Below are 15,065 nucleotides of genomic sequence, written 5' to 3' on the forward strand. Positions count from 1 at the left end.
CCGGCGCGCCCCCCGCCCGGGGGGGAGGTTGCGTCCCCCGGGCCCGCCCCCACCACACTGGGCCCCCCCGGGGGTGGCTTCCGTCGGGCCCCGCCCCGGGGCGGCCGGGGCCCGCGGCGCGTCAGGGCAGCAGTCCCTGGGTCAGCGGGCCCGCGACCGGCAGGTCCGCGACCGAACCGCCCTTGGTGACGTGGTCGGTCACCAGGTTCGTGCCGACCGGCTTGAAGTCGGAGACCTGGGTGCCGAGGCCGTTGGCCAGCGGGTCCACACCGGTGTTGGCCAGCGGGTCGAGCTGGAGCCGGGTCAGCGGCGCCACGCCGTGGCCGACACCGGAGAGCGCGCCCTCCCCGGCCGCGACGGGGTCCGTCCTGGTCAGCGAGTCGACGGGCAGCGGCAGCGGGGCCGCCGCCTGCGCCGCCGCGCCCCCGCCGAACACCGCCGCACCGACCGCGGTGACACCGAGCCCCGCCCTGAGCAGGGCGCTGCGGCGGGAGGTCCGGGATGCTGCGTGACGCGCCATGATGTTCCTTCCGAAGGGTGATCGGGCGGACACCGACAGTAGTTGAGGTGTGATGCTCGATACCAACGGCCTTCCTCGGGGGTCCCCTGCACGGGGGAATGGTTCACACTGGTGTCCCGTGAGTTCCCTACCGATCCCGACCCGTGTCGTCCTGCTCGCGGGCCCCTCCGGCTCCGGCAAGTCGTCCCTCGCCGCCGTCACCGGCCTCCCGGTCCTGCGCCTCGACGACTTCTACAAGGAGGCCGGCGACCCGTCGCTGCCCCTCGTCGGGGGAAGCGAGGACATCGACTGGGACTCCCCGCTGTCCTGGGACGCGGACGCCGCCGTCGCCGCCATCGTCGAACTGTGCCGTACGGGACGGACCGACGTCCCCGTGTACGACATCTCCACCAGCTCCCGTACGGGCCACGAGGCCTTCGGCATCGAACGGACCCCGCTGTTCGTCGCGGAGGGCATCTTCGCCGCCGAGATCGTGGCCCGCTGCCGTGACCTGGACGTCCTCGCCGACGCGCTCTGTCTGCGCGGACGCCCCTCGACGACCTTCCGCCGCAGGCTCGCCCGCGACCTCAGGGAGGGCCGCAAGTCGGTGCCGTTCCTGCTCCGCCGGGGCTGGCGCCTGATGCGCGCCGAGCGGGCCATCGTCAGCCGGCAGACGGCCCTGGGCGCCCACCCCTGCGCCAAGCCGGAGGCCCTGGGCAGGCTGGCCGCCGCCGCGGCGGGCCGCCACCGCACCCCGGCCACCCGCTAGCCGGACACCGGGACACCGGGACACCGAAGGACAGGGCCCAGGCGGGCGCCGACACGCGCGGGGCCCGGCCGGACAGCCGCCCGGCCGGGCCCCGCGGACACAGCACGACGCGGGCCGTACAAGCCCCCCTGACTTGTGCGACCCGCGCCGTTCCCCCGTACCCCCGTACGGTCCCCCCGTGTTCCCGGCGGCCCCGATCCCCCGTGGCCGCCGGGTCGTTCCCCCGTTCCCCCCGCCTTCAGGCCACCAGCTCGCCGAAGGACTCCTCCTCGTCACGGCCGAAGCTGAGCACCTCGTCCTCGCGCAGCCGCCGCAGCGACCGCCAGATGCTCGACTTCACCGTGCCGACACTGATGTCCAGGATCTCCGCGATCTCCGGATCGGTCCGGCCCTCGTAGTAGCGCAGCACCAGCATGGTCCGCTGGAGCTCGGGCAGCCGGGCGAGGGCCTGCCACAGCACCGCGCGCAGCTCCGTGCCGCGCATCGCGTCCGACTCGCCGACCGTCTCCGGCAGCTCCTCGGTCGGGTACTCGTTCAGCTTGCGGCGGCGCCAGGCGCTGATGTGCAGATTGGTCATGGTCCGGCGGAGGTACCCGCCGACCGCGGCCTTGTCGCTGATCCGCTCCCAGGCGCGGTACGTGGAGAACAGCGCGCTCTGCAGCAGGTCCTCCGCGTCGAACCGGTCACCGGTCAGGTGGTAGGCGGTGGCGTACAGGGAGGCACGACGCTCCTGGACGTAGGCCGTGAACTCGGCCTCCGAACAGCTGACGCGTTCCCCCGTGACCTCCCCGTACGCCGTTCCCCCGTCAGCGACGGCGACCATGTGCGGCGCCTTGCGCTGACGCCCGACGCTGCGAACGCACCCCCGTCCGTTCACCGCGCCGGACTTCTCGGTGCTCCGCACGACGTCGTGGAGCCTGGTGATCACTGCGCCTGAGGTGGTGCCCTGCAGTGCGGTCATCTCGACCCCCCCGTCGGTTGGAGTGCTGTTCGGTCCGTGTGTCCAGAAGCTTGCCGAGCGGACTTCATGGCGTTGTCCGCCGACTGTCACAGGCGTGTCACAGGCCCCCCGGGGCGGAAGCGCGCCTCCCCGCGGTCGAACTCGGACGGCCGAATACGACAGAATGCTGCCCGTGCCTTTTCTGTTGCTGATCGAGGACGACGACGCCATCCGCACGGCCCTCGAACTCTCCCTGTCACGGCAGGGCCACCGGGTGGCCACCGCCGCGACCGGAGAGGACGGCCTCCAGCTGCTGCGCGAGCAGCGGCCGGACCTCGTGGTGCTCGACGTCATGCTGCCCGGCATCGACGGCTTCGAGGTCTGCCGGCGGATCCGCCGCACCGACCAGTTGCCGATCATCCTGCTGACCGCCCGCAGCGACGACATCGACGTCGTCGTGGGCCTGGAGTCCGGCGCCGACGACTACGTGGTGAAGCCGGTCCAGGGCCGGGTCCTGGACGCCCGCATCCGGGCCGTCCTGCGGCGCGGCGAACGGGAGTCGACCGACTCGGCGACGTACGGCTCGCTGGTCATCGACCGGTCCGCGATGACGGTCACCAAGAACGGCGAGGACCTCCAGCTCACCCCCACCGAGCTGAGACTGCTCCTCGAACTGAGCCGGCGGCCCGGACAGGCGCTCTCCCGGCAGCAGTTGCTGCGGCTGGTGTGGGAGCACGACTACCTGGGCGACTCGCGGCTCGTCGACGCCTGTGTGCAGCGGCTGCGCGCCAAGGTGGAGGACGTGCCGTCCTCCCCGACCCTCATCCGCACCGTGCGGGGAGTCGGCTACCGGCTGGACGTCCCTGCGTGAGCAAGGGCATCCTCACCCGGCTGCGGCTCTCCAGCCTGCGGCTGCGGCTCGTCGTCGTCTTCGCGCTGGTCGCCCTCGGCGCCGCCGTCGCCGCCTCCGGCATCGCGTACTGGCTCAACCGCGAGGCGGTGCTGACCCGCACCCAGGACGGGGCGCTCAACGACTTCCGCCAGGAGATGCAGAACCGGGCGGCCACGCTGCCGCTCCGGCCCACCCAGGACGACCTGCGGCGGACCGCCGAGCAGATGGCCACCGGCAGCGCCGACTACCAGGTACTGCTGCTCGGCGAGCGGGACACCGGCAAGCCGATCGTCGGCGCCTCCGACCCGGACGACTTCACCCTGGCCGACGTGCCGCGCGCGCTCCAGGACGCGGTGGGCACCGAGCGTCCCGTGACGGAGGCCAACCCGTACCCGTACCACCTGTTCTGGCAGCGCGTGGAGCGGGGCGGCACGCCGTACCTGGTCGGCGGCGCGCGGGTCGACGGCGGCGGGCCCACCGGCTACATGTTCAAGTCGCTCGCGGCGGAGAAGGCGGACCTGAACTCGCTCGCCTGGTCCCTGGGCATCGCCACCGCGCTCGCCGTGGTCGGCTCCGTGCTGCTCGCGCAGGTCTCGGCGACCACCGTGCTCCGGCCCGTGCACCGGCTCGGCGAGGCCGCCCGGCAGCTCGGCGAGGGCAAGCTCGACACCCGGCTGCGGGTCACCGGAGCGGACGAACTCTCCGACCTCACCCGTACGTTCAACAGCGCGGCCGAATCCCTGCAGAAGAAGGTCGCGGACATGAGCGCGCGGGAGGAGTCCTCCCGGCGGTTCGTCGCCGACATGTCGCACGAGCTGCGCACCCCGCTGACCGCGCTGACCGCCGTCACCGAGGTCCTGGAGGACGAGCAGGACTCCCTCGACCCGATGATCGCCCCCGCGGTGGCGCTCGTGGTCAGCGAGACCCGGCGCCTCAACGACCTGGTGGAGAACCTGATGGAGGTGACCCGCTTCGACGCGGGGACCGCCCGTCTGGTCCTCGACCCCGTCGACATCGCCGACCAGATCACCGCCTGCGTCGACGCCCGCGCCTGGCTCGACGCGGTGGACCTGGACGCCGAGCGCGGGATCGTCGTGCCGCTCGACCCGCGCCGCCTGGACGTGATCCTGGCCAACCTGATCGGCAACGCGCTGAAGCACGGCGGTTCCCCGGTCCGCGTCTCGGTGCGCACCGAGGAGGACGAGCTGGTCATCGCGGTCCGCGACCACGGGCCCGGCATCCCCGAGGAGGTGCTGCCGCACGTCTTCGACCGCTTCTACAAGGCGAGCGCGTCCCGGCCCCGGTCCGAGGGCAGCGGGCTCGGTCTCTCCATCGCCATGGAGAACGCGCTGATCCACGGCGGTTCGATCACCGCCGCCAACTCGGTCGGCGAGGACGGGACGGTGGACGGGGCGGTCTTCGTGCTGCGGCTCCCGCTGGACGCCTCGGACATCACGCGCGAGGTGCGGACCCGCAGCGGCCAGGGCGAGGTGGAGGAAGCGTGAGACGCCGTACTTCCGGACGTACGGGCACGGCGGGCGCCCTTGCGGCGGTCGCGGTCGCCGCGCTCGTCACCGGCTGCGGGATCAGGACCACCTCGGTCCCGGTCGACGCGGGCGCGGCCCCCTCCCGGGTGCCGTGCAGCATGCCGGGGGACTCGGCGACGGGCGGCACCGTCACGGGCCTGCCGGTCCGGGTGTTCCTGCTCTGCGGCTCCCAGCTGGAGATGGTGGACCGGCGGTCGCCGCTGCCGGAGGAGAAGGCGGGCGGGGACCCGGTCCGCATGGCCCGGGGGCTGCTGGCGCAACTGCTCGCCGAGCCGTCGGAGAGCGAGCGGGCGGCCGGGTTCACGACGGCGGTACGGGGCCCGCTGTCCGTGGACGGCGGGCACGGGCGCGACCCGGCGGGCGCGCTGCGGCTGAGCCGCCAGCCGGAGGACCTGACGCCGACGGCCCTGTCGCAGCTCGTGTGCACCTTCGCGGAGAGCTCGGCGGGCGCGGGCGACCACACGGCCCTGCTGGGCGGCCCGGGACCGTACCCGCCGAAGCGCTACCGCTGCACCACGGAGCTGCGCGAACGCCCGGAGTCGTCCCCGCCGACGGCCCCGCCGGTGACGCCCGCCCCGACCCCGGCGACCCCCGTCCCGACGACCTCCGTCCCGACGACGGGCTGAACGGCCGGGCCCGTCTCCCCGGAGCCGGGCCGGACACCCCGGCGGCCGGGTCGGCCGGACGTCGGCGGCCCCGGCGCCCCGGAGCCGTACGGGCGCGGCGCGGGGATGCGGCATTCCTCACGTTCCCGTCCCGGAGGGGCGGCGGAACCGATTCCGGCGCCGGGGGCGTCTAGGGGGGCGTGCAGCGTCAAGGTTCGGGCGGCAGTGCCGCCGTGGTCGTCCGCGTGGCGGGGTTCGTCCTCCTCGCCGCGCATCTGCTGCTCGTCGCGTGGATCGGTCTCCGGCCACGTGACGTGGCCTGGGTGACCGCGCCGAACACGGTCCCGCTGGCCGGTCTGCGGGCCGATCTGGCGCTCGGGACCGCCACCGCGGTCCGGCTGATCGCCGAGGGGCTGCTGTTCCTCGCCCCGCTCGGGGTGCTGCTCCCGATGGCCGACGGACGTCTCGACGTCTCCCCGTGGGCCTCGCTGGCCCGGACGACCGCCGCGGGCGCCCTGGTGTCGCTCGCGCTGGAGCTGCTCCAGACCGCCGTGCCCGGCCAGGTGGTCGACGTGGACTCCGTCCTGCTGAACACGGCGGGCGTGGCGCTCGCGCATCTGCTGTTCGTCCCGGCCGGGCGGCACCGGCTGCGCCGCGGGTCGCGGGCGCGGCGGGCGGCCTCATCCCCGAGGACCAGGCCGGGGCGGGGGACGACCCTGCTGCGGAACGAGGGTTCTCAGGGTGCGACCCCGACGATTTCCAGGGTTCCGATCGCCCGGTAGGCCGACGCCCCCGGACCCCGTCCGGCGGCACCATGGAGACATCGGGAGCCCGGCAGAAGCGGTTCCCGCACCGACTCCGAAGGAGCACCACCATGGCCGCACTGACCCGCCCCCGTGACGGACGCGTGATCGGCGGAGTGTGCGCGGCGCTGGCCCGGCGCTTCGGCCTCTCCGCGTGGACGATGCGTCTGATCTTCATCGTCTCGTGCCTGCTGCCCGGCCCGCAGTTCCTGATCTACCTGGGCCTGTGGATCTTCCTCCCGGCGGAGAAGTCCTCTTCCACGTCCTGGTAGGGGTCGCTTCCACGTCCTGGTGGCGGTCGCCTCCGCGTCCTGGTGGTGGTCGCCGCGTCCAGGTAGTGGCTGGACGGCCGTACGCCGAAGGGGCGCGTACCCGGGAGATCCGGGCGCGCGCCCCTTCGGCGTGGTGCGGGCCCGGTCAGCCGAGCGGCAGGCCGCTGAGGGGCAGACCGCCGAGGAGGCCGCCGAGGGGGGTGGCTCCGAGGCCGCTGGTGGCGGCGCCGAGCGGGAGGTTCTGGGTGGCCTGTCCGGCGGCGGCCGGGACGGTCTTCACACCCTGGTCGAGGCCCTGGCCGAGGGCGCCCTGCCCGGCGACGAGGGATTCGGCGGCGCCGTCGGGGAGCGTGGTGAGGCCGTCACCCAGCGGGACGGCCTGGGTCACCGTGCCCAGCGCGTCGGCGTCGAGCGGCAGGGACGGCGCGGCGGAGGCCGTGCCCGCGGCGGCGACGGCGAAAGCGGCACCGAGAGCGGCGACACCGAGCTTCTTGGCGGCAGACTGCTTCATCTGAAAATCTTCCTTGGGGAATCCGGGGGCTTCGGGGAGAAAGCCCGGAGGGGAAATCCTGGGAATGCAGAGTTCCGCAACCTAACCAGTGAACGGCCCGTCCGCAAACACCGGAAAGCGGCCGGGTGTCGCGCCCACCCGACCGCTCCTGTCCCCTCGCCGGGGTGGTGTTCAGCCCTTCGTACGGGAGGATTCGCTGGTCGCGGCGGTCTGCTGGAACAGCCATTCGGACTTCAGCTCGGCGTATCCGGGCTTGATGACCTCGTTGATCATGGCCAGGCGTTCATCGAAAGGAATGAACGCTGATTTCATCGCATTGACGGTGAACCACTGCATGTCGTCGAGCGTGTACGCGAACGCCTCGGTCAGCAGCTCGAATTCGCGGCTCATGCTGGTGCCGCTCATCAGCCGGTTGTCGGTGTTGACCGTGGCCCGGAAGTGCAGCTTGCGGAGCAGGCCGATGGGGTGCTCGGCGAACGAGGCGGCGGCCCCGGTCTGGAGGTTGGACGAGGGGCACATCTCCAGCGGGACGCGCTTGTCGCGGACGTACGCGGCGAGCCGCCCCAGGGTCACCGAGCCGTCCTCGGCGACCTCGATGTCGTCGATGATCCGGACGCCGTGGCCGAGCCGGTCGGCGCCGCACCACTGGAGCGCCTGCCAGATGGACGGCAGTCCGAACGCCTCGCCCGCGTGGATCGTGAAGTGGTTGTTCTCGCGCTTCAGGTACTCGAAGGCGTCGAGGTGCCGGGTGGGCGGGTAGCCGGCCTCGGCGCCCGCGATGTCGAAGCCGACGACACCGGAGTCGCGGTAGCGGTTGGCGAGTTCCGCGATCTCCAGGGCGCGGGCCGCGTGCCGCATGGCGGTCAGCAGGGCGCCGATCCGGATGCGGTGCCCGGCGGCCCTCGCCAGCCGTTCGCCCTCGCGGAAGCCCTCGTTGACCGCCTCCACGACCTCTTCGAGGGTGAGACCGGCCTCCAGGTGCTGCTCGGGGGCGTAGCGCACCTCCGCGTAGACCACGCCGTCCTCGGCGAGGTCCACGGCGCACTCGGCGGCCACGCGGACAAGGGCGTCCCGGGTCTGCATGACGGCGCAGGTGTGCGCGAAGGTCTCCAGGTACCGCTCCAGGGAACCGGAGTCGGCCGCTTCGCGGAACCAGACGCCGAGCTTGTCGGGCTCCGTCTCGGGGAGCTGCCCGTAGCCCTGCTCCCGGGCGAGTTCGATGATCGTGCCGGGGCGCAGTCCGCCGTCGAGGTGGTCGTGGAGGAGCACCTTCGGCGCGCGCCGGATCTGGTCCCCGGTGGGGACGCTGGGTGTCTGGCTCGTCATTTCCGCACTCTAGCGCCTACGCGCGTAGAGCGCGCCCCGTGGCGCGGGGTCCGCGCCGCCGTCCTTCCCTCCGGCCGCCCGTCCCCGGTGTCCGCGCGCGACCGGGTACGTGTCCTGATTCGAACACCCTTGAGCGGTACGGGCGTTCGCTGACCGGACGATACGTAACAGAGACCGCGCGTACGACTGGTGTACACCTCGGCTTCTGAGACTGTTCTGTCATGGCGCACTTCGCACTCGTGGGGCCGCCCGACGCACGGAGACCCCGGCTCGGTCGGCCCGTTGGCGGTTCCCGGACCACGTCGGCGGGAGGCGTGGCGCTGCTCCTGCCGGACGGCGAGCCGGTGTCGGGCCGGGGCGCCTCCGCGCGGGCCCACGCGGCGCTGCTGCCGCTGGGGCGCGCGCTGGTCCGCGCGGGCCGGGACGACGGTCTGGTGGCGCACGTGGTGCGCTACCGGGGACGCGGCTGGAACGGGACGGACGCCGCTCTCGCGCGGGACGCCTCCTGGGCGGTCGCGGAGGCGGTGCGCCGGTACGGGGACGTCCCGGTCTGTCTCGTCGGACACGGCCTGGGCGCGCGGGCGGCGCTGCGGGCCGCCGGGCACGACGCGGTCGGCGCGGTGCTGGGGCTGGCCCCGTGGCTGCCGGAGGACGACATGGCGGCCGAGCCGGAGCCCGTACGGCAGCTCGTGGGGCGACGGGTGCTCCTCGTGCACGGCACCTACGACGCCAGGAGCGACCCGGAGCTGTCGTTCCGGTTCGCCGAGCGGGCGAAGAAGGCCAACCGGGACACCTGCCGGTTCGAGGTGCACTCGGACGGGCACGCGCTGCGCCAGTACGCGGCCGAGGTCCGGGCGCTCGCCGCCGACTTCGTCCTCGGCGCCCTCTTCGCCCGGCCGGTCGCCCGGCCGCTGACGGACGCGATGGCCGCTCCCCCGCCACTGGGGCTGCGGATGCCGCTCGCGGCGGGCTTCGGCGGCTCACGCCGGAGGTGAGGGCTCCTCTGTGGCGCGCCCCGGAGGGGAGGGTTCCTTCGGCAGCAGCCGGCCGCGCCTGCCCAGCAGGAACTTCTTGAAGGCGGCGACGGGGGCGGTGTCCGGATGCCCGTCGAGCCAGGCGACGCCGATCTCGCGGACCGCGCGGGGGGCCGTGACGGTCAGCTCGACGACCCCGGGGCGGGGCACGGCGGGCGGCGGCAGCAGGGCGACGCCGAGCCCGGCGGCGACCAGCCCGCGCAGGGTCTCGGCCTCCTCGCCCTCGAAGGCGATCCGGGGCCTGAAGCCCGCCTCCGCGCACAGGTCGTCGGTGATGCGGCGGAGCCCGTACCCCGGTTCCAGGGTCACGAAGGTCTCGTCGGCCGCCTCGGCGAGGCGGACCCTCCGGCGGCCCGCGAGCCGGTGGTCGTCGGGGACGACGAGCCGCAGCCGCTGCTCGTCGAGGCGGCGGCCGACCAGATCGGGGGCGTCGGGCACCGGGGAGGTCAGACAGAGGTCGAGGTCACCGGCCCTGAGCCGCTCGATCATGGCCTCGCCGTAGTTCTGGACGAGAGTGAAGCGGATGCGCGGGTGGTCGACGCGGAAGGCCCGGATGAGCGCGGGGACGGTCTCGGAGCCCATGGTGTGGAGGAAGCCGAAGGCCACCCGCCCGGCCGTCGGGTCGGCGTCGGCCCGTACGGTGTCGGCGGCCCGTTCCACCTCGGCGAGCGCCCGGTCGGCGGCGGTGAGGAAGCGGCGGCCCGCCGGGGTGAGGGAGACCGTGCGGCCGCGCCGGGCGAAGAGGGTGACGCCGAGGTCCTCCTCCAGCCGGGCCACGGCCCGGGAGAGCGTCGACTGCGGGACGCCCATCTCGGCGGCGGCCCGGGTCACGTGCTCGTGCCGGGCGACGGCGGCGAAGTACGCGAGCCGGGGCGCGAGCAGCAGTCCCATGTCTTCTTCGTTACTGTTCGGTGACAGCCGAGGCCCTGACCTGTACTCATGCGCCATGGGATCGATTACAGCAGATCCGTGCATTGGACGCATGAAACCGTGCGTCCTACGTTCGTGACATGCCTTCCGTCAGTACCGAGGCGGCCGCCTCCACCGCGTCCGCCGACCCCGCCGCCGACACCCGCCTCGCCCCGGGCACGCCCGCCTTCCGCCGTGCGAGCCTCGCGCTCTTCGCCGCGGGCCTCGCCACCTTCGCCCTCCTCTACTCCACGCAGGCCCTCCTCCCGGCGATCTCCGCCGAGTTCGGCGCCACCGCCTCCGCCGCCTCCTGGACGGTCTCCGCCGCCACCGGCGCCCTCGCCCTCCTCGTCCTGCCGCTCAGCGCCCTCTCGGAGCGCTTCGGGCGACGGGCGATGATGACCGCCTCCCTGACCGCCGCGGTCGTGCTGGCGCTCCTCGTGCCGCTCGCCCCGAACCTGGAGTCGCTGATCGCGCTGCGCGCCCTCCAGGGCGCGGCGCTCGCCGGGCTCCCGGCCTCCGCGATGGCGTACCTCGCCGAGGAGGTGCGGCCCCGGGCGCTGATCGCCGCGATCGGCCTGTTCGTCGCGGGCAACTCGATCGGCGGGATGAGCGGCCGGCTGGTGACCAGCTGGGTGGCCCAGCTGTGGGGCTGGCGGGCCGGTCTGGCCGCCGTCGGCGTGACCTCCCTGCTGTGCGCGCTGGCGTTCCGCGCGCTGCTGCCGAAGGCCCGGCACTTCACCCCCGGCACCCTGAACCCGAAGGCGCTCGCGCGGACCGTCCGGACCCATCTCGCGGACCCGCTGCTGATGCGGCTGTACGTGATCGGCGCCCTGTTCATGACGGTCTTCGGCGCGGTCTACACCGTGATCGGCTACCGCCTGGTGGAGGCCCCGTTCTCGCTGCCGCAGGGGGTCATCGGCTCGATCTTCCTGGTCTACCTGGTCGGTACGGTCTCCTCGGCGGCGGCCGGACGGCTCGTCGGGCGGCTCGGCCGGCGCGGGGCGCTGTACCTGGCGGTCTCCACCACCGCCGCCGGTCTGCTCCTGTCGCTCGCCGACTCGCTGGTCCCGGTCCTCGCGGGCCTGGTCCTGATCACGGCCGGTTTCTTCGCGGGCCACGCCGTCGCCTCCTCCTCGGTGAGCCGTACGGCCAGGACGGGCCGCGCGCAGGCCTCGGCGCTCTACCAGTCGGCGTACTACCTGGGCAGCAGCGTCGGCGGCACGCTCGGCGCGGTCGCCTTCCACGCGGGCGGCTGGGCGGGCACCGTCGTCATCGGTCTCGTCGCGGTCCTCGGCGTCGTGTCGGTCACGCTGTACGGCAGCCTCAGCGCCCGCACCGCGGCGCGTCGGCTCCAGCTCGCGGCGCCCTGCTGAATCCGGACGGATCCCGACCGGTTCTCCGCCGGGAATCCGCCGGAACTGCCCCCGCTCCGACCGCAACTGAGAAGCTCCCCCGGACGTCCTGACCGACAGGACACAACGGGGAGTTGACAGAGATGAAGCGGATAGTGGGCCGGGCGGGGAAAAGAGTCGGCCTGGTCGCCGGAATGGCCTCATTGCTGGTACCGGTGACGGTCGCGCTCGGCGCGGCACCGGCGCAGGCGGCGTCCTGCAACGCGACGGCGGGCCCGTACCAGAAGCAGGTCGAGAAGTTCCTCGGGCGGACGGCCGACGGGCGCCAGTCGCTCGCGGACTGCAAGGCCGTCCAGGCCTTCCAGGTGAAGCACGGGATCACCCCGAGCGCCGGATACGCCGGGACGGTCACCTGGCGCACCATGGACACCATGCTCAAGCAGCGGGCGGCGGGGACCAACCCCAACAAGGACCGCGCGTGTCCGACGAACCGGGGCCGGATCGCCTGTGTGGACCTGACCCGTCAGCTGAGCTGGATCCAGGACGGCAGCCGCCTCAAGTTCGGCCCCGTCCCGGTCCGTACGGGCAAGGACGGCAGCGAGACCCGGACCGGCTCGAAGAAGGTCTACTGGCGGAACATCAACCACTGGTCGACGCTCTACAACGTCTCGATGCCGTACGCGCAGTTCTTCGACGGCGGGCAGGCGTTCCACTCGACCACCAAGTCCATGTGGAACCCGCCGGGTTCGGCCGGCTGCGTCAACATGCGCCCGGCCGACGCGAAGGCGTACTGGAACCTCCTGCGCAACGGTGACGACGTCTTCGTCTACGGCCGCAAGCCGGGAACCTGACCCCCGTTGTCGGTCCGCTGAGGTAGCTTCCCTCTCACCGGTACCGAACGGGTGCCGGTGAGGGGTGAGTGGGGTGTGGACCCGATGAGTGACGCAGCGACCGCGACGACCGACGAACTCGACAAGTACCGCAGGGAGCTGACCGGTTACTGCTACCGGATGCTCGGATCGTCCTTCGAGGCGGAGGACGCGGTGCAGGACACCATGGTCCGCGCCTGGAAGGCCATCGAATCCTTCGAGGGCCGCTCCTCGCTGCGGTCCTGGCTGTACCGGATCGCCACCAACGTCTGCCTGGACGCGCTGAACGCGGGCAACCGGAGGGCACGGCCGATGGACCTGACCGGACCGACCCCGGTCGCGCAGGCGCAGCTCGTCAAGCAGCCGGAGATCACCTGGCTGGAGCCGATCCCCGACGGACGGGTGCTGCCCTCCGTCGCGGACCCGGCGGAGACGGCCGTCTCCCGGGAGACCGTGCGGCTGGCCTTCGTCGCCGCCCTCCAGCACCTGCCGCCCAAGCAGCGGGCGGTGCTCATCCTGCGCGAGGTGCTCGCCTGGAAGGCCAGCGAGGTCGCCGAGCTCCTCGACACCAGCGTCGCCTCGGTGAACAGCGCCCTCCAGCGGGCCCGCGCCACCCTCGCCGAGCAGGCACCGGCCACCTCGGACACGGCGAACCCGCTGGACGAGGAGCAGAAGGCCCTCCTGGAGCGGTACGTGGCCGCCTTCGAGGGCTACGACATGAAGGCCCTGACCGCGCTCCTCCACGAGGACGCGACCATGACCATGCCGCCCTACGACCTCTGGCTCCAGGGTCACGACGACATCGTCGGCTGGATGCTGGGCGTCGGCGACGTGTGCCGCGGCTCGAAGCTGGTGCCCACGGTGGCCAACGGCTCCCCGGCCTTCGCCCACTACCACCCGGACCCGGAGGGCGGCTTCAGCCCCTGGGCGCTCATCGTCCTGGAGCTGCGCGACGGCAAGGTCGCGGGGATGGACTTCTTCCTGGACACCCCGCGCTGGTTCCCGCTCTTCGACCTCCCGGCCCGCCTGGAGGCATGAGGACGGCACCGGGTCGTCCCCTCCGGGCCGGAAGGCTCCGGAGGGGACGGCCTACGGGGACGGCGGCCCGTCCTCCGTGGCCAGGGTCCCGTCGAGGCCCGTCAGCAGGAGCAGGGCCCGCAGCTCCGGGCCCGCTCCATGGAAACGGATGCGGTGCCCCCGCCGCCCGGCGGCCAGTGCCAGCCGGGCCAGGGCGTCCACGGCGGCGAGGTCGGCGCGGGCGAGCCCGCTCACCTCGCACACCACCTCACCGGGCGGGGCCGCCCCCAGCTCGGCGCAGAGCAGCACCACCTCGTCCCGGGTGGGGCACGCGGTCAGGGTCACGACGAACGGTTGTCTGATGTCCACATCCCTGTGACCGGGCGGCGCCCCGGAACTCATCGGCGGTTCCGGGACACCGGGGGTACGGGACTCAGGCGATGCGGTCCAGGACGATCGGGTTCGGGGTGAAACCGGTGCCCTCGGCCGCGATGTCCCAGGACGCGTCCAGGGACTTCAGGGCGTAGTCGAACTTCTCCGGGGTGTCCGTGTGCAGGGTCAGCAGCGGCTGCCCGGCCGTCACCGTGTCGCCCGGCTTCGCGTGCAGCTCGACACCCGCGCCCGCCTGCACCGGGTCCTCCTTGCGGGCACGGCCCGCGCCCAGGCGCCAGGCGGCGATGCCGATGTCGTACGCGTCGAGCCGGGTCAGGACGCCCGAGGACGGGGCGGTCACCACGTGCTGTTCACGGGCGACCGGGAGGGCCGCGTCCGGGTCGCCGCCCTGGGCCGCGATCATCCGGCGCCAGACGTCCATCGCCGAGCCGTCGGCCAGTGCCTTCGCCGGGTCGGCGCCCTTGATCCCGGCCGCGTCGAGCATCTCGCGGGCGAGCGCGATCGTCAGCTCCACGACGTCCGCCGGGCCGCCGCCCGCCAGGACCTCCACCGACTCGCGGACCTCCAGGGCGTTGCCCGCGGTGAGGCCGAGCGGGGTGGACATGTCGGTGAGCAGCGCCACCGTCCGCACCCCGCTGTCGGTGCCGAGGCCGACCATCGTCGAGGCCAGCTCGCGGGCGTCCTCGATGTTCTTCATGAAGGCGCCGGTGCCGACCTTGACGTCGAGGACCAGGGAGCCGGTGCCCTCGGCGATCTTCTTCGACATGATCGAGGAGGCGATCAGCGGGATGGCCTCCACGGTGCCGGTGACGTCGCGGAGCGCGTACAGCTTCTTGTCGGCGGGGGCCAGGCCGTCGCCCGCCGCGCAGATGACCGCGCCGGTGGTGTCCAGGACGTGCAGCATCTCCTCGTTGGAGAGCAGGGCCCGCCAGCCGGGGATGGACTCCAGCTTGTCCAGGGTGCCGCCGGTGTGGCCGAGACCGCGGCCGGAGAGCTGCGGGACGGCCGCGCCGCAGGCGGCGACGAGCGGGGCGAGCGGGAGGGTGATCTTGTCGCCGACACCGCCCGTGGAGTGCTTGTCGGCGGTGGGGCGGGAGAGCGCGTCGAAGTTCATGCGCTCGCCGCTGGCGATCATCGCGGCGGTCCAGCGGGCGATCTCCGCGCGGTTCATGCCGTTCAGCAGGATGGCCATGGCCAGGGCGGACATCTGCTCGTCGGCGACCGTGCCACGGGTGTACGCGTCGATGACCCAGTCGATCTGCTCGGGGCTCAGCTCGCCCTTGTCCCGCTTGGTGCGGATGACGGAGATGACGTCCATGGTGGT

General features: G+C 73.2%; 17 protein-coding genes. 10 read left to right on the forward strand and 7 right to left on the reverse strand.

From position 1 onward, the window contains the following. Window positions 1–121 precede the first annotated feature (121 nt). Entirely contained in the window at window positions 122–520 is a 399-nt protein-coding gene (locus ACIRQY_RS04995) for a hypothetical protein (RefSeq protein WP_351787988.1), read from the reverse strand. A gap of 52 nt (window positions 521–572) precedes the next feature. Between ACIRQY_RS04995 and ACIRQY_RS05000 the strand changes: the two genes are divergently transcribed. After that, a complete protein-coding gene (locus ACIRQY_RS05000; protein WP_403922515.1) occupies window positions 573–1,268 on the forward strand; it encodes a uridine kinase in 696 nt (231 codons plus the stop codon). 238 nt (window positions 1,269–1,506) lie between these two features. Here the strand turns inward: ACIRQY_RS05000 and ACIRQY_RS05005 are convergent, their stop codons facing one another. Beyond that, window positions 1,507–2,229 carry a SigE family RNA polymerase sigma factor gene (locus ACIRQY_RS05005; RefSeq protein ID WP_351787983.1) on the reverse strand — a complete coding sequence of 241 codons (723 nt, stop codon included), beginning with the start codon at window positions 2,227–2,229 and terminating at the stop codon, window positions 1,507–1,509. 172 nt (window positions 2,230–2,401) lie between these two features. Here ACIRQY_RS05005 and afsQ1 point away from each other — a divergent pair, with 172 nt between their 5' ends. The 5 genes from afsQ1 to ACIRQY_RS05030 all read left to right on the forward strand — a co-directional run bounded on the left by afsQ1 (window position 2,402) and on the right by ACIRQY_RS05030 (window position 6,327). Next, window positions 2,402–3,079, forward strand: coding sequence for a two-component system response regulator AfsQ1 (afsQ1, locus tag ACIRQY_RS05010; RefSeq protein ID WP_017239746.1), 678 nt, complete (start codon window positions 2,402–2,404; stop codon window positions 3,077–3,079). Then, window positions 3,076–4,605: a HAMP domain-containing sensor histidine kinase gene (locus ACIRQY_RS05015; RefSeq protein WP_351787980.1), complete on the forward strand. Its 1,530-nt coding sequence runs from the start codon at window positions 3,076–3,078 to the stop codon at window positions 4,603–4,605. The genes afsQ1 and ACIRQY_RS05015 overlap by 4 nt, the downstream gene beginning before the upstream one ends. Further along, on the forward strand, window positions 4,602–5,273 hold the full coding sequence (locus ACIRQY_RS05020; RefSeq protein ID WP_351787977.1) for a hypothetical protein: 672 nt from the start codon (window positions 4,602–4,604) through the stop codon (window positions 5,271–5,273). The genes ACIRQY_RS05015 and ACIRQY_RS05020 overlap by 4 nt, the downstream gene beginning before the upstream one ends. Window positions 5,274–5,452: 179 nt before the next feature. Then, on the forward strand, window positions 5,453–6,034 hold the full coding sequence (locus ACIRQY_RS05025) for a VanZ family protein (RefSeq protein ID WP_351787975.1): 582 nt from the start codon (window positions 5,453–5,455) through the stop codon (window positions 6,032–6,034). Window positions 6,035–6,126: 92 nt separating this feature from the next. Then, the gene (locus ACIRQY_RS05030) at window positions 6,127–6,327 is read left to right on the forward strand and encodes a PspC domain-containing protein (protein WP_351787972.1); all 201 of its coding nucleotides are present in this window, start codon (window positions 6,127–6,129) and stop codon (window positions 6,325–6,327) included. Window positions 6,328–6,472: 145 nt separating this feature from the next. Here ACIRQY_RS05030 and ACIRQY_RS05035 read toward each other — a convergent pair whose 3' ends face one another. After that, window positions 6,473–6,838 carry a hypothetical protein gene (locus ACIRQY_RS05035; RefSeq protein WP_403922516.1) on the reverse strand — a complete coding sequence of 122 codons (366 nt, stop codon included), beginning with the start codon at window positions 6,836–6,838 and terminating at the stop codon, window positions 6,473–6,475. 171 nt (window positions 6,839–7,009) lie between these two features. Beyond that, window positions 7,010–8,164, reverse strand: coding sequence for an adenosine deaminase (locus ACIRQY_RS05040; RefSeq protein ID WP_351787966.1), 1,155 nt, complete (start codon window positions 8,162–8,164; stop codon window positions 7,010–7,012). A 221-nt stretch (window positions 8,165–8,385) separates the two neighbouring features. On the opposite strand from ACIRQY_RS05040, the gene ACIRQY_RS05045 reads away from it, so the two are divergent. After that, window positions 8,386–9,159 (forward strand): alpha/beta hydrolase, encoded by a 774-nt coding sequence (locus ACIRQY_RS05045; protein ID WP_351787964.1) that lies wholly within the window; start codon window positions 8,386–8,388, stop codon window positions 9,157–9,159. Here the strand turns inward: ACIRQY_RS05045 and ACIRQY_RS05050 are convergent. After that, window positions 9,145–10,146, reverse strand: coding sequence for a LysR family transcriptional regulator (locus ACIRQY_RS05050; RefSeq protein ID WP_403922517.1), 1,002 nt, complete (start codon window positions 10,144–10,146; stop codon window positions 9,145–9,147). The two genes, ACIRQY_RS05045 and ACIRQY_RS05050, sit on opposite strands and share 15 nt — an antisense overlap. 62 nt (window positions 10,147–10,208) lie before the next feature. Here ACIRQY_RS05050 and ACIRQY_RS05055 point away from each other — a divergent pair, with 62 nt between their 5' ends. From ACIRQY_RS05055 to ACIRQY_RS05065, 3 genes are all read left to right on the forward strand, one after another. Next, entirely contained in the window at window positions 10,209–11,483 is a 1,275-nt protein-coding gene (locus tag ACIRQY_RS05055) for an MFS transporter (protein WP_403922518.1), read from the forward strand. Between the two features lie 122 nt (window positions 11,484–11,605). Beyond that, window positions 11,606–12,313 carry a L,D-transpeptidase gene (locus ACIRQY_RS05060; protein ID WP_351787956.1) on the forward strand — a complete coding sequence of 236 codons (708 nt, stop codon included), beginning with the start codon at window positions 11,606–11,608 and terminating at the stop codon, window positions 12,311–12,313. An 84-nt stretch (window positions 12,314–12,397) separates the two neighbouring features. After that, the gene (locus ACIRQY_RS05065; protein ID WP_351787954.1) at window positions 12,398–13,369 is read left to right on the forward strand and encodes a sigma-70 family RNA polymerase sigma factor; all 972 of its coding nucleotides are present in this window, start codon (window positions 12,398–12,400) and stop codon (window positions 13,367–13,369) included. Between the two features lie 51 nt (window positions 13,370–13,420). Here ACIRQY_RS05065 and ACIRQY_RS05070 read toward each other — a convergent pair whose 3' ends face one another. Together ACIRQY_RS05070 and ACIRQY_RS05075 are read right to left on the reverse strand one after the other, a co-directional pair. After that, complete coding sequence (locus tag ACIRQY_RS05070; RefSeq protein ID WP_403922519.1) at window positions 13,421–13,693, reverse strand: STAS domain-containing protein; 273 nt, start codon at window positions 13,691–13,693, stop codon at window positions 13,421–13,423. An 88-nt stretch (window positions 13,694–13,781) separates the two neighbouring features. Continuing rightward, window positions 13,782–15,059, reverse strand: a complete 1,278-nt coding sequence (locus ACIRQY_RS05075) for a thymidine phosphorylase (protein WP_351787949.1) — start codon at window positions 15,057–15,059, stop codon at window positions 13,782–13,784. Between the last annotated feature and the right edge of the window lie 6 nt (window positions 15,060–15,065).

The organism is Streptomyces sp. NPDC101490, assembly GCF_044767145.1.
In the GTDB taxonomy this organism is placed as follows: domain Bacteria; phylum Actinomycetota; class Actinomycetes; order Streptomycetales; family Streptomycetaceae; genus Streptomyces.

Excerpts from the sequence above, each read along its gene's own strand:
- ACIRQY_RS04995 (WP_351787988.1), bottom strand. The coding sequence starts at position 520 with ATGGCGCGTCACGCAGCATCCCGGACCTCCCGCCGCAGCGCCCTGCTC.
- ACIRQY_RS05000 (WP_403922515.1), top strand. The coding sequence starts at position 573 with ATGCTCGATACCAACGGCCTTCCTCGGGGGTCCCCTGCACGGGGGAAT.
- ACIRQY_RS05005 (WP_351787983.1), bottom strand. The coding sequence starts at position 2,229 with ATGACCGCACTGCAGGGCACCACCTCAGGCGCAGTGATCACCAGGCTC.
- ACIRQY_RS05030 (WP_351787972.1), top strand. The coding sequence starts at position 6,127 with ATGGCCGCACTGACCCGCCCCCGTGACGGACGCGTGATCGGCGGAGTG.
- ACIRQY_RS05035 (WP_403922516.1), bottom strand. The coding sequence starts at position 6,838 with ATGAAGCAGTCTGCCGCCAAGAAGCTCGGTGTCGCCGCTCTCGGTGCC.
- ACIRQY_RS05040 (WP_351787966.1), bottom strand. The coding sequence starts at position 8,164 with ATGACGAGCCAGACACCCAGCGTCCCCACCGGGGACCAGATCCGGCGC.
- ACIRQY_RS05045 (WP_351787964.1), top strand. The coding sequence starts at position 8,386 with ATGGCGCACTTCGCACTCGTGGGGCCGCCCGACGCACGGAGACCCCGG.
- ACIRQY_RS05050 (WP_403922517.1), bottom strand. The coding sequence starts at position 10,146 with ATGGCGCATGAGTACAGGTCAGGGCCTCGGCTGTCACCGAACAGTAAC.
- ACIRQY_RS05055 (WP_403922518.1), top strand. The coding sequence starts at position 10,209 with ATGCCTTCCGTCAGTACCGAGGCGGCCGCCTCCACCGCGTCCGCCGAC.
- ACIRQY_RS05060 (WP_351787956.1), top strand. The coding sequence starts at position 11,606 with ATGAAGCGGATAGTGGGCCGGGCGGGGAAAAGAGTCGGCCTGGTCGCC.
- ACIRQY_RS05065 (WP_351787954.1), top strand. The coding sequence starts at position 12,398 with ATGAGTGACGCAGCGACCGCGACGACCGACGAACTCGACAAGTACCGC.
- ACIRQY_RS05075 (WP_351787949.1), bottom strand. The coding sequence starts at position 15,059 with ATGGACGTCATCTCCGTCATCCGCACCAAGCGGGACAAGGGCGAGCTG.